The organism is Bacillus sp. T-10(2022), from assembly GCF_056502895.1.
In genome coordinates, this window is the sequence record NZ_CP113518.1 from 3,056,879 (window position 1) to 3,070,800 (window position 13,922).

General features: G+C 39.2%; 13 protein-coding genes. 5 read left to right on the forward strand and 8 right to left on the reverse strand.

The features are described 5' to 3' along the window. Positions 1-50: 50 nt before the first annotated feature. Both OSJ91_RS14940 and OSJ91_RS14945 read left to right on the forward strand, forming a co-directional pair. Positions 51-1,007, forward strand: a complete 957-nt coding sequence (locus tag OSJ91_RS14940; protein ID WP_485889948.1) for a D-2-hydroxyacid dehydrogenase — start codon at positions 51-53, stop codon at positions 1,005-1,007. A gap of 184 nt (positions 1,008-1,191) precedes the next feature. Continuing rightward, a complete protein-coding gene (locus OSJ91_RS14945; protein WP_029714163.1) occupies positions 1,192-1,392 on the forward strand; it encodes a cold-shock protein in 201 nt (66 codons plus the stop codon). 218 nt (positions 1,393-1,610) lie between these two features. On the opposite strand, the gene OSJ91_RS14950 is transcribed toward OSJ91_RS14945, so the two are convergent. The 8 genes from OSJ91_RS14950 to OSJ91_RS14985 form a co-directional block, all read right to left on the reverse strand. Continuing rightward, a complete protein-coding gene (locus OSJ91_RS14950) occupies positions 1,611-2,465 on the reverse strand; it encodes a crotonase/enoyl-CoA hydratase family protein (protein ID WP_413018093.1) in 855 nt (284 codons plus the stop codon). 205 nt (positions 2,466-2,670) lie between these two features. Next, a complete protein-coding gene (locus tag OSJ91_RS14955; RefSeq protein ID WP_076369598.1) occupies positions 2,671-3,663 on the reverse strand; it encodes an ABC transporter ATP-binding protein in 993 nt (330 codons plus the stop codon). A 13-nt stretch (positions 3,664-3,676) separates the two neighbouring features. Continuing rightward, positions 3,677-4,690: an ABC transporter ATP-binding protein gene (locus tag OSJ91_RS14960; protein ID WP_350298954.1), complete on the reverse strand. Its 1,014-nt coding sequence runs from the start codon at positions 4,688-4,690 to the stop codon at positions 3,677-3,679. Positions 4,691-4,738: 48 nt separating this feature from the next. Beyond that, positions 4,739-5,668: an ABC transporter permease gene (locus OSJ91_RS14965; RefSeq protein WP_076369602.1), complete on the reverse strand. Its 930-nt coding sequence runs from the start codon at positions 5,666-5,668 to the stop codon at positions 4,739-4,741. Beyond that, positions 5,668-6,597, reverse strand: a complete 930-nt coding sequence (locus OSJ91_RS14970; RefSeq protein ID WP_034311122.1) for an ABC transporter permease — start codon at positions 6,595-6,597, stop codon at positions 5,668-5,670. The genes OSJ91_RS14965 and OSJ91_RS14970 overlap by 1 nt, the downstream gene beginning before the upstream one ends. A 133-nt stretch (positions 6,598-6,730) precedes the next feature. Next, complete coding sequence (locus tag OSJ91_RS14975) at positions 6,731-8,365, reverse strand: peptide ABC transporter substrate-binding protein (protein ID WP_230175882.1); 1,635 nt, start codon at positions 8,363-8,365, stop codon at positions 6,731-6,733. Positions 8,366-9,050: 685 nt separating this feature from the next. After that, positions 9,051-9,485, reverse strand: coding sequence for a DMT family transporter (locus OSJ91_RS14980; protein ID WP_137017639.1), 435 nt, complete (start codon positions 9,483-9,485; stop codon positions 9,051-9,053). 155 nt (positions 9,486-9,640) lie between these two features. Then, positions 9,641-10,219 carry a GNAT family N-acetyltransferase gene (locus tag OSJ91_RS14985; protein ID WP_350298955.1) on the reverse strand — a complete coding sequence of 193 codons (579 nt, stop codon included), beginning with the start codon at positions 10,217-10,219 and terminating at the stop codon, positions 9,641-9,643. 522 nt (positions 10,220-10,741) lie between these two features. Between OSJ91_RS14985 and OSJ91_RS14990 the strand changes: the two genes are divergently transcribed. The 3 genes from OSJ91_RS14990 to OSJ91_RS15000 all read left to right on the forward strand — a co-directional run bounded on the left by OSJ91_RS14990 (position 10,742) and on the right by OSJ91_RS15000 (position 13,531). After that, on the forward strand, positions 10,742-11,368 hold the full coding sequence (locus OSJ91_RS14990; RefSeq protein WP_350298956.1) for a CAP domain-containing protein: 627 nt from the start codon (positions 10,742-10,744) through the stop codon (positions 11,366-11,368). 268 nt (positions 11,369-11,636) lie between these two features. After that, positions 11,637-12,518: a helix-turn-helix domain-containing protein gene (locus OSJ91_RS14995; RefSeq protein ID WP_350298957.1), complete on the forward strand. Its 882-nt coding sequence runs from the start codon at positions 11,637-11,639 to the stop codon at positions 12,516-12,518. Positions 12,519-12,931: 413 nt separating this feature from the next. After that, positions 12,932-13,531, forward strand: a complete 600-nt coding sequence (locus OSJ91_RS15000) for an exonuclease domain-containing protein (RefSeq protein ID WP_350298958.1) — start codon at positions 12,932-12,934, stop codon at positions 13,529-13,531. The last annotated feature ends 391 nt before the right edge of the window (positions 13,532-13,922 follow it).

Consider the following 13,922-nt stretch of genomic DNA (forward strand, 5'->3'; position numbering starts at 1 on the left):
ATTTTCGAAACTTACGTATAATTCAGAAAAATAGATACAGGAGGTTAGTTATGCCAAAAAGGAAACTCATAATAAGCCAAAATTTGAATGAGATCTTACTACAGAAAATTAAAGAATTGGTTCCCGAGTGGACGGTTATCACCGGAAGATCTCCGGAAGTATGGAGAGATCATATAGCCGATGCTGAAGTGATTGCAGGCTGGAAAGCGGAAATGTCTGTATCGATTGATGCAAGCAAAGTAAAGTGGATCCAGACATGGAGCGCCGGAGTGAATGCTTTACCCCTGGAAAATTTAGAACAAAAGAATGTTCAGATTACAACTGCAAACGGTGTTCATGCGTATCCCATTTCAGAGACTATTTTTGCGTTAATGCTTGCCTTAACAAGAAAAGTAGATACATATATTAAGCAACAGCAGACAAAGACTTGGCATCACGCACATATGAAGCAGGAAATTCATGAAAAGACCATAGGAATCATCGGTGTCGGAAAAATCGGAAAGGAAACCGCAAAAATTGCCAAGGCTTTTGGCATGACCGTATTAGGAATGCGCCATTCCGATAAATCAGAAGAATTTGTCGATGAGATGTTCACACAAGAACATTTGAATGATCTTCTTCCTAGATGTGATTATATTGTCGTGACATTACCTTTGACCCCAGAAACAAGGAATATGTTCGGGAAAAAGGAATTCAGGTTAATGAAGCGCTCCGCTTTTTTCATTAATATAGGAAGGGGAAATCTCGTCATTCAAAACGAATTGGTTCAAGCGCTTATGGATAAAGAAATTGCGGGTGCTGGACTTGATGTGTTTGAAACGGAGCCACTTCCAGAGAATAGCCCATTATGGGAGCTGGACAATGTTATCATCACGCCGCACACATCCGGAAATACGGAATTTTACGACCAAAGGCTCATTCATGATATTTTCATGCCGAATTTAAAGAACTATCTAAATGGTAAAAAACCTTCAACAAATTTACTTGATTACAAAAAAGGGTATTAAGAATTGTTCATTGAATGTATATATAAATAATCTTCCCATGTTAGCTTGCAGATTCCGACATTATCTGTTATATTTAAAAAGAATTATTTTTGTTCGGGAAGATTGATAAGTGAAAAACTTTTCGTCTAATGATTGAGCAAGGGTAGTAACACAATGTGTGGATTCACACTAGGAGGCAACAACAATGGAACAAGGTAAAGTAAAATGGTTTAACGCAGAAAAAGGATTTGGCTTCATCGAACGCGAAAACGGAGACGATGTATTCGTACATTTCTCAGCTATCCAAAGCGAAGGATTCAAATCATTAGACGAAGGTCAAGAAGTTACTTTTGAAGTTGAGCAAGGTCAACGTGGACCCCAAGCTACTAACGTTCAAAAAGCATAATTTTAAATACAATATATAACAGACCCTACTTGTAGGGTCTGTTTTTTTGATTAAAAAAGCAATCATAAAAAAACCCTATTCACGGGGAATAGGGAACATGAAACAAGTTTAGTAAATGGTAAACCCAGTATAACACACTAAGAATAGAAACCCTAATTTATCCGAAAAGTAAAAATTATCACGCACTTCCCCTGGTTTCCCTGGCCCATTCTACTCAATCATTTCTTATCCACTTCATATGTTCGATCCGTTCCCCAAGGATAAAACGGAGGCATATCACTACTGCTTTTCATCTTGAAATCAGCTTTCCTTTTTTCGAGGAAAGCTTCGATCCCTTCTAGTGCATCCGCTTGTTTTCCGGTCCAATGAATCATTTTCGATTCTATTTTGTGTGATTCAACAGGATGGTTTGCACCGAGCATGGTCCACATTAATTGCCGGGATAACGTCACAGAAACGGAAGATGTATTTTCCGCAATATCTGTTGCAATTTCCATTGCAGCAGACATCAATTCGTTTGGCTCGACGATCTTGTTTACCAACCTTCCCTCATATGCTTCACTGGCCGAAATCATCCTGCCGGTAAAAATCCATTCGGAAGCTTTGCCCATTCCGACAAGCCTGGGTAAGAACCAGCCGCTGCATGCCTCCATCGTTATCCCCCGCCTCGCAAATACAAAACCCATTTTTGCATCTGTTGAAGCGATTCTAATGTCCATGGGCAAAGTCATTGTTATCCCAATCCCGACTGCCGCTCCATTAATGGCCGCTATCATAGGTTTCTTCATCTCGAAAATCCGTAATGACAACATTCCCCCTGCATCGCGATATTCAACCAGAGGAGTGTGATCCATAAAGGTTTCTGCGCCTTTTTCCAAGTCCATTCCAGCACAAAATGCATCCCCTGCGCCAGTTAAAATGACGGCTCGTACGTCATCATTTTCATCCGCTTCATTAAAAGCGTGAATCATCTCCTCACACATCTTTTCATTGAAAGCGTTCATTCTCTCAGGACGATTCAGAGTAACAATCATGACACGATCGACGATTTCACTAGTTATCGTGGAATACAATAACAGTCCCTCCTTCTCTCACAAATTGAAACATTCAACAGAATTTAATATTTACATATAATTACATATTATATGTTTTATTTTCAGATTCCTAGTTTTTTATTTTGACATACTGATAAATAATTTGATAATCGTTTCTATTCTAAAAATATTTTACATAAATGTGTAAAAAAAGACCAGTCGCAAATGCAACTGGTTTTTTTGTTTACCAATATAAATGACAAGCAACGAAATGCCCTGGTTTTTGTTCTTTCCATTCAGGTACAGCACTGGAGCATATCTCCATCGCCTTAGGGCAGCGAGTCCGAAATACACAGCCGCTCGGCGGATTGATCGGACTTGGTACATCGCCTTTAAGGACGATTCTTTCCCGTTTAATAGTCGGGTCTGGTATCGGCACTGCGGATAGCAAGGCCTGTGTGTATGGGTGTAGCGGATCTTTCGTTAAAGAATCACTATCCGAAAGTTCCATCATCCTTCCAAGGTACATGACTAAAATGCGATCTGAAATATACTTGACCATCGATAAATCATGCGCGATGAATAAATAAGTCAATCCCATTTCTTTTTGTAGCTCTTTTAATAAGTTGACCACTTGGGCCTGTATCGAAACATCCAAGGCAGAAATTGGTTCATCACAAACAATGAATTTAGGATTTAGGGCCAACGCCCTTGCAATTCCAATCCGTTGGCGTTGTCCACCACTGAATTCATGCGGAAAACGAGTGATATGTTCGGGACTTAAACCAACCAGCTTTAACAGGTCTTCCACCCGTTTTCTTCGTTCTTTACCTTTTGAAATCCCATGAATGGCAAGTGGTTCCCCTATTAATTCCTCCACCTTCATCCTTGGATTCAAGGATGCGTAGGGATCTTGGAAAATCATTTGTATTTCACGGCGGATATGTGACATTTCCCCGGGTTTGTAATCGAAAATATTTTTCCCCTGAAAAAGAACTTCTCCATCTGTCGGTTCATATAATCGAGTGATTGTACGACCTGCAGTCGACTTACCGCAACCGCTTTCCCCAACAAGTCCGACAGTTTCCCCTGGATAGATTTTGAGATCCAAACCATCTACCGCTTTCAGCGATTGAGAACCAATAGGAAAATGCTTCTTCAGATTCTTTATTTCAACAAGAGGAGAATTTTCGTTGTCTGTCTTTTCTTTTACGGCCTTATTTTTCAGTGAAACCATTGTTTCTCCTCCTTTATACATTAGTCGGTGCTTGTACCTGTGCTGCCTTGGCCATCGGGTGGTGCAGCCAGCATGCGGCTGTCTGACCTTCTTCCACTACTTCAAGCTCCGGATCATGGTCTTTGCACACTTTCATTGCTGATTCACATCTTGGGTAAAATGGGCATCCTTTTGGCGGATCCAATAAATCCGGTGGTGAACCGATAATCGGAACCAACGGAGCCGTTTTTTCCATATCCAGCCTTGGCACCGTTTTAAGCAGACCTCTTGTATATGGATGCTGCGGGTTTGAAAATATAGCCTCTACCGTACCCGTCTCAACAACCTTGCCTGCATACATGACGACTACCCGTTCACAAGTTTCCGCAACCACACCTAAATCATGAGTGATTAAAATGATGGAAGTATCCATTCTTCGTTGGATATCTTTCATCAGTTCCAAAATTTGCGCTTGTATCGTTACATCCAATGCAGTTGTAGGTTCATCGGCAATCAGTAATTTCGGTTCACAAGCAAGGGCCATCGCTATCATTGCCCTTTGGCGCATACCACCTGAAAACTCATGCGGATATTGCTGCATCCTTTTTTCAGGCTGTGGAATACCTACCAGTTTCAGTGTTTCCAACGCCCGTTCGTATGCATCATTTCGGGACATGTTTTTATTATGCTTTAAAATGCCTTCCATGATCTGGCTGCCGATTTTTGTCGTTGGATTGAGCGAAGTCATCGGATCCTGGAAAATCATGCTGATTTCATTTCCACGAATCTTCTGCATTTCCTTTTCACTCATTTTAAGAAGGTCTTTACCCCCAAAGTTTATCGACCCTTTTCCATACTCTGCTGGGGGTGTTTCCAATAATCTCATGATAGATTTCGCTGTAACACTTTTGCCGCATCCGGACTCCCCAACAATCGCAACGGCTTCCCCTTTTTTCACGTCAAAATTCACACCGCGAACCGCTTGCACTTTTCCTGCATAAGTATGGAAGGTGATTTGTAAATCGTTGACTTCTAATAGGTTCTCCATCATCGTCCCTCCTATTCTAGTAATATCACATCATTATGTTAGGACTCATTATTTCCGTAGTTTTGGATCTAAGGCATCCTGCAATCCGTCACCAGCCACATTGAACGCGAACATCGTTAAGGAAATCAATATTGCCGGAATTAAAAGTTGATAGAAATTCCCTACCAGAATGCTTCCCAGTGCATCACTTGTCAATGTTCCCCAGCTTGCCTGAGGTGCCGGAACTCCCAGTCCCAAAAAGCTAAGTGTAGCTTCGGCAAAAATGGCAGTAGGTACAGTCAACGTTAAATTGACAAGGATCGGTCCCATTGTATTTGGAATCATGTGTTTTCTTAAAGTCCAGCTCGTATTGGCTCCAGAGATTGTTGCAGCATGGATATATTCATTCTCTTTCAGTTGTAAAACCTGTCCCCGTACCAGTCGCGCCATTGGAATCCACCCCGTAATCGACATTGCAATGATGATTGGCAGAATACCAGGTTTTAATACGACCATCATTAAAATAACCATCAATAGGTAGGGAATCGCATAGATCACCTCAGCGAAACGCATCATGATATTATCCGTGCGTCCACCGCGAATGGCTGAAATCCCGCCATAAAGGACACCAATTAAAAAGTCAATCAACGCGGCCATCAATCCAATGAACAAGGATATCCTCGCACCATACCAAGCTCGCGTAAATAGATCCCTTCCTGATGAATCCGTTCCAAACCAATGCTCGCTATTTGGGCTAAGATTCTTTTTCTCGAAATCTTGTCCATAATAAGTATATCCGTTAATATACGGACCAAAAATCGCCATCAAGACCAAGAGGATTATAAGAATAAATCCAGTCATGGCCAGCTTATTTTCTTTAAATCGACGCCAGACGTCAGACCAATATGAAACTGTAGGTCTTGCTATTTTTTCAGCTTCCTTAAAGTTGCCTTCGGCGGGTTGAAACATATCTTCGGTTAAATGCACTTTATCTGCCATTATTTCTTCTCCCCCGTCACTTTAATTCTAGGATCAATCAACGTATAGGCTATATCAACGATGAATATCAATAGAATAAGCACCGCACTATACACAATTGTGGAACCAAGAATCACCGGGTAGTCCCTGTTGGATATTCCCTTTACGAACATATCTCCCATGCCAGGAATACCAAAAATACGTTCAATGATGAAGCTTCCTGTCACGATATTAGCCGTAAGGATGCCCAGAACCGTGATAATCGGCAATAACGCATTCCGAATCGCATGTTTGATTATGACACCGCTCCGTTTCAATCCTTTGGCTTTTGCTGTCAAAATGTAATCCTGCCCCATTACTTCAAGCATGCTTGTCCGCATCAGTCTCGCGATGAAAGCAAGCGGCATCATGGAAAGGGCAATGGATGGTAAAATGGTATGCTGCCATGTCGCCCATGTAGCAACAGGGAATATATTCCATTTAATTGCAAAATAATTGATTAAAATAGTCGCCAGGATAAAGTTAGGAACGGAAATTCCTACGATGGCAATGATCATTGATAAATAGTCGGGCCATTTATTTCTTTTCAGTGATGCCACGACACCCAAAATGAGCCCAAAGAAGATGGCAATCACCAAAGCTTGTGCCCCTAAGTGCAATGACACCGGAAACCCCTTCAAAATGTAATCATTCACGGAAATGGATGAAGATTTCAATGAAGGACCAAAATCAAATTGAACGACTTCCAATAAATAATTCCCATATTGGGTCAACAACGGCTTGTCCAATCCATAGTGGACTTGAAGGTTTTCATAAACAGCAGGAGGCATGGCTCCTTCTTTTGCAAATGGATTTCCCGGAATCGTATGCATTATGATGAACGTTAATGTAATAACAGCCCATAAAGTAATAATCGCCCATTTAAAACGGTTTAATGTATATCTCAACATGGTAATCACCCCAATCATCGATTTTCTAAGAAGTTGAAAACGGAAATGAATTCATGAAATATTCAAATTCGCAATTGAAAAATGGAGTATGTCCTTAATCGGACATACCTCCCATTTCACTATTATCCTTCTATTATTTTTTATCCGCGTAAATAAAGTTCGGATAAGCGTTAATTGGAGCAAAAACTCCAGTAACATTCGATTTAACCATATATGGTTTTGTATAGAAGTAAACCGGAAGGATCGGCATTTCGTCAATCATGACTTTCTCTGCTTTATGCAAAGCATCCATGCGTTCTTTTGGATCCATTGTAGATTTTGCTTCTTTTAATAAATTATCATATTCTTTGTTTGACCAACCTGCATCATTATACGCGCCGTCCGTTTCCCAAAGCATGAATGTCATCGGGTCAACATAGTCACCAACCCATCCTGCACGGGAAATTTCAAAGTCACCAGCTTTTTCACGGTCAAGCTTAACTTGGAATTCTGCATTTTCAAGTGTCACTTCAACACCCAAGTTATCGCGCCACATTCCTTGAACCGCTTCAGCAATTTTCTTGTGTGAATCTAAAGTGTTATACAAAATTGAAAACTCTGGTAATTCTTTCATGCCTTCTTCAGCAAGTCCTTCTTTTAACAATTTCTTAGCTTCGGTAACATCTTCCTTAAATAGGTTACCTGTATTTTCCTGGAAATCTCCAGATGCATCAGGAATACCCGGAGGGACTACGCCGAAAGCAGGCTTTTGTCCGCCTTGAGCAACATTTTCGGTGATTTTTTGACGCTCGATAGCCATTGAAAGCGCTTTCCTTACTTTAGCATTATTGAAAGGTTTCACTTCTGTATTAAAGTTGTAATAGTAAACGGCAAGTTCTTTGCCCATTTTGAATTCTTTATCATCAGAATTGACCATTTGACCTTGAATATCCACTGGCAGTGGATAAGCGAGGTCCAATTCACCACTCTGATACATTTGCCATGCTGTATTTTCATCTTCAATTAGAGCAAAGTTAACTGCATCCAATTTGATTTTATCTTTATCGTAGTAATTTTCATTCTTTTCGATTTTCAGGCTTTCTTTATGTTTCCATTCCGTTAATTTGAACGGCCCGTTTGAAACGTGAGTTTTTGCATCCAAAGCCCATTTTGGATTTTCTTCCTGTACCTTTTTATTGATTGGATAGAAAGTATAGAAAGAAGTCAAGTCAAGGAAATATGGTGTAGGCTGTTCCAAAGTAACGACTAATGTATGTTCGTCTGTCGCTTTAACTCCTACATCCTCTTCCTTCCCTTTCTTACTGTTGTATGCTTCCCCGCCTTTAAGATAATAAAGTTGGTAAGCATAATCTGCAGCCGTTTCCGGTTTCAAAGCATATTTCCAAGCGTATTCGAAATCATTGGCTGTAAGCGGATCTCCATTTGACCATTTCAAACCATCTTTCAATTTGAATGTCCAAGTTAATCCATCTTCACTGATTTCCCATGATTCTGCAGAACCAGGGACGATTTTGCCTTCCTCTGTTTTCTTTGTCAGCCCCTCGAACGTATGTTCAAGAATCCATGATTCATGAGTACCTTGAGCATTTGCAGGGTGAAGCGAACCAGGTTCACTCGAATTGTTTACGTTTAATACTTTTGATCCGGATGAGTCACCCGAGCCTCCTTCTTTTTCATTCGAAGTTTCCTTCGAACCGCCGTTGCACGCCGCAAGCATAAGCATGATGGCCATAAGAAGAGCAAGCACTGAAAATTTAGACTTTTTCAAAAAATATTCCCCCTCATCTTTAATCTTTCTTAGAATATTCCCATTTAAGAGATTATCCTTCTAACACCTATTAATCTTCCGTATAGTACATATAATGATTGCGAGGAAAAGTAGAAGCATTCATTGCAGAAATTCACCCAAAACAATTAGCGAACCGTTTGCATAAATCTTAATTTCTACCTAAAAAAAGCAATTAATGCAGTTTACTAGGTAAAAAATCACCTTTTTTTCACCTCGCCAAGGATACTATACCTCGAATTAAAGATGTTGAATTTTAAGTATATTACGAATAAATCAAAAAATCAATAAACCGGTGAGTACTTTTTCACAATATAGTAATTAATTGCTAATCAATTCGATCTAGATACTAGGTAAATAGAAATGATCACCTAAAAGGACTTCCGACTTCCAGGTGTTTTTCCAAACACCTCTAAATCAGTATTCATATAGGTTCTCTCGTCTATTTATTTCTAAATATTCTAATAATTCATATCAGGTTGATTACTAAGACAACTTTCCTAGCAAACCATCCCCGCTCAAATAATATATTTTAGCAGGATAATGCATTACTTCATTAAAATATTTAGTTCTCTTTAATCATTCTCCAAATAATAGGCATTAACTATAGGGGAATAGAAATATTCCCCTATATGTACCCGTCGTTTCAATGAAAAATGACCCTTCTTCATTTATGATTAAATAAATATAATGACACGAAAAGTAAACATATGCCTGCCACCTTTTTTGCGTCCAATGGGATGCGTACCCCTCCAAATAAACCGAAATGGTCAATGACAGCCCCGATCAGTATCTGGCCTGCGATAACCCCGACCAATGCAGGTGCCACTCCGATCTGAGGGACAACCAATATTATAACAATGACATAAATAGCCCCTAACAGTCCGCCTATCAATTGCCATTTTGGTACAGACGCGACCGCCGAAATATTTCCATTTCCTGCAAACAAAACAATAAATAATAAAGCGAGTGTCCCGATTCCAAATGAAATGAAAGAAGCTTCAATGACCCCCACTTTTTTCCCTAATCCACCATTGATTTGTCCTTGTATGGCAATGGTGATGCCGCCTAGGACCGCAAGCAACGGAAATAGTATCTTCACAATGATTTTTGCTCCTTTTTATGTCCAGCCGGACTGATTAATGAATCCGCATTCCATTTTAACATGAAAAATATGTATATTGTCCTTTACTGATATAAAATCATCTGCAAATAAAAAAACTGGCACTTGGGCCAGCTGCAATCTTCTATATTAAACTAAAATCTATTTGATCCCTGAACACTTTGTTGCCGTAACTGGCAATACTCCGTACTCAACAAGGAAAATACCAGGGCATCATGCGACTGATCACGAAGGAATAGGTAACTTCTGAGGCTGCCTTCCTCTTTGAATCCAAATTTCTTCAGAAGGTTTCTGGATGCAATATTATCCTTGAAAGTTAAAGCGGCGATTCTGTTTAGTCTCAATTCTTCAAAGCAATAGCGCAATACTTCGTTGACAGCTTCTGACGTAAAGTGTTTCCTCCAATATTCAGGATGGATTTCATATCCTATTTCGGCGCGTTTGTTGGCTAGGCTCAATTGATGCAGGCCAACAGTACCGATGAATTTGCCTGAATCCTTTAGAATGACTCCCCACCGCATCCCTCGTTTGTTTATATAAGCACTTTTAAACGAGTCGATTAAGCGGCGGGCATCTTCTACTAGAGTTAAACTTTCTATCCCATCATATTTGGTCACTTCATCTTTAGAGAGGATTTCAAACAGACTCTCGGCATGATGGTGACCTATTTCGATTAAATGCAGCCTTTCTGTTTCCAATTCCTTAAACCACATCGAAGAATCCCTCCGTATATTCAGCTGTCTACTTAATTCTATTCATGATGAAGAGATACCTGTCTTAATGGACAATACTTTTTGAAAAATTCCTTTCCTTAACGTACAATGCCGAGTCCTCATGTCCTCCCTTTGTAATCAAATCCTGACGATTTATGGCACATTAAGCCGTCCGTTTCCACCATAACAATAATAAAAGTCCTAATAGGATGATATTTTTCACTTAGTTCCATATAACCACTTATCATTTTTGATGTCCTTATTATTTACCCCTGACAAAATAGTCAGCAATCGTAAAATGATTCTTTTTCTGCATGATATATTTTTTCCGCTCTATCAATAAGCCCTATGATTTTGGTTTACCATTAACACTTACAGGGTTATAAGGACCCTTATAATTCTGTTCCCATTTGATACCTTTTCCCCATAGCAACCAAGAATTTCAATGAGCTAATTTTACACAAAACTATTTTTATAGCATACTATACTTCCAATCCAGATATTCTACTAGGAGGAATCAAAATGAAGAAAATCATCCTTATATCGGCACTGTCCCTATCCCTACTATCTCCAAAAGTTGCAATGGGAGCCAATACTTACGAGGTGGCAAAAGGAGACACCTTAACGAAAATTGCTTCTGAATATGATGTCAGCCTTGACGAATTACTCAAAACGAACTCTGCTATAAAGGATGCAAATCAAATTCGAATCGGACAAATCATAAATCTTCCGGCATCCAACACCACAGTAAATCAAAAAGAAAGTCAATCAGTTGAACAACGGGTTCTTAATTTAGTTAACGAAGAACGTTCAAAATCGGGCCTCCCTCCCCTTGAAATGGATACAGCCGTTTCTAACGTAGCAATTCTGAAATCTGAGGATATGCGTGATAATAATTATTTCAATCATACAAGCCCGAGTTATGGATCGCCTTTCGATATGATGGAATCCTTTGGGATCAGCTACGAGTACGCAGGGGAAAATATCGCAGCAGGTCAACCTAGTGCGGATGCTGTCATGAAATCATGGATGAATAGCCCCGGACATAAGGCCAATATCCTGAACAAGAACTATACACATATTGGAATTGGGCATGTGACAGGAGGGAAATACGCCCACTATTGGACCCAGCAATTCATTGGAAATTAAAATCGTTAGAGGCGGCAGATTGCCGCCTCTTTTTTTATCCTTATATTCCTAATCTAATGCTTGCTATTATCCGTGATTATATACCTTTCTCACTTTTTATTGATAAGACGGCATATTAGTTCGCTTCAATAAAAAAACGTAATTCATAATTTTTTGTGGTGGGGATACGCAAAGTAGTTATATCATACTATCTTTCAATTATCTTACTGATAAAAATTAAATTATGTTAAAATAGAATTCTAGACATAGGTACAAAGGAGCAATTGTAATGAAAATAGAGGTTGGCTCTGTTATCAACGAATTACGAATAAAACAAAATCTTACAAGGGAAGAACTTGCTAGCGATATATGTGAACCTAATGCCCTGTCAGATTATGAAAGAAGCATCACTTCTCCAAACATTGATGAATTGGCACTTTTTGCGGATAAACTTAAAGTTGACCTGCCGTATTTCTTCACTTCCAAAAATGAACCGATTTATAATTACATAGAAACCATTAAACTTTTGGTAAACAAATACAAACGGACACGTAATTATGAAGCAATTTATGAAATCGTCCAAAAAGAAATGGCAACTGCACCGGAAAAATCGATATCATTTTATCAATTCTTAAAATGGCATGAAGGTATCTCTTTTTTTTATTTATACAATGACAAACAAAAGGCTATAGAATTATTGAATGAGGCCATTCAGATTACGATGGGTAAACGGGTCATTCTTCATCAACAGGAGATAGAAGTTTTAAATAGTATCGGGATCATCCATTTTAAAACGAAGAATTATGAAGAGGCCATCACCATCTTCAAAGAAGCACTGGAATTTATCGAGAATATTCCCCATGTGAATCAAGAAGGTACCATAATCGTGAAGATCATTCATGGATTAGCACAAACATTGACTGAACTTCATTATTATCAGGAATCATTAAATCATACTCTTAAAGGGATTAACATTTGTAATTCGATAGAATCGTTATATTTATATGCGGAACTCCATCTTTTAACTGGTAAGAATCTGGTTCATCTGAAACAACCTGAAGAAGGACTGCACTATATAAGGCAATCCAAGAACATTTTCAGCCTTCAAAAAAATGAAGAATTCGTACAAATTGCCGAACATGAATTGGAAAGCATTTTGCAATGCTTATGAACTTCATTGGATAAAAAAAGATAGAGATTGCTTAAAATTTCTATCTCAGTTTGTAGGCAAAAGGAGTTCTATCTAAATTTTTAAACATAGTTGATTGGAACGTAAGGTACGAGACTCCTGCGGGAATAGTGTGTCCAAGGGAGACCCCACAGGCGTATATGCGCCGAGGAGGCTCCCGGACCGCCCGCGGAAAGCGAGTGCCTGAAATGGAAATCAACGTCCAAATTTGTACAAGCAAAAAAAACTGTAGCCTCTAAGATAGTGATTGCTTAAAATCTCTATCTTTTTTTAGTATCGTTAGTTCACCCTTACCTTTTATCAATTTCAAATCCTTTAAAACGATCATTACACTTTCAATAGCTCTTCTATGTCAGCTATAATAGAAGAATGTAACCCAACTGGAGGAAAAAAAATTGTCTAATAGATTAGGTTTAGTACTTGACGTAGAAACAACTGGTTTACGTCCCTCTTCAGATGAAATTATCGAGCTTGCCCTTATACTCTTTACATACAGCAGTGAAACAGGGGAAATCATTAATCTTATTGATCAAGAATCATTTTTAAGGGAACCTCTCTCCTATGGAGCAAGAAGGAATTATGATCAAGCATACAGAATTCATGGAATTCCATACAGCTCTGTAGAAGGAAAAAGTTTTCACGATGAAAAAATTAAATCTTTCATTGCCCGTACCGATTCGATTTTCGCACATAATGCTTCTTTCGACAGAAGTTTTCTCTACCAAATGTATCCGGAAATCAATGATCAAAAGTGGTTCTGTACGATGCGGAATGTACCTTGGAAGCAATACGGATTTGAGAATAGTAAACTCTTAACATTACTGCAGGCACATAGTATCACCAATTTTCAAACACACAGGGCCATGGACGATATTTCTTACCTAATGGAACTTATGAGAAAACCAGGTCCTTCTGGACATCCTTATTTAAAGGATGTCATTGCAAAAAATCCGATGAAGAAATATGCACCTGCATCTCAAAAGACAAGGGTATAGCCGTTTAAATAATTACTTCATTGTTCAGGCTGCACCAATGTTTTGTCACAAACAAACCGTTGCCCATTCCATGAGAACACGAATGCATTTCTTTAAGATGGGTGTTATTTTAGGGGCACTCTTATTTTCCTGCACTTCACTTATTACCTGATATTTATCAAAAACAGCGACCCATGCCGGGTCGCTGCAGACTGTAGACAAACTCGATGAAATTCGAGTTTGTCTACAGTTTTTTTTGCTTGTACAAATTTGAACGTTGATTTCCTCTACAGGCACTCGCTTTCCGCGGGCGGTCCGGGAGCCTCCTCGGCGCTCTTTGCGCCTGTGGGGTCTCCCTTGGACACTCTTTTCCCGCAGGAGTCTCGTACCTTCCGTTCCAATCAACTTTGTT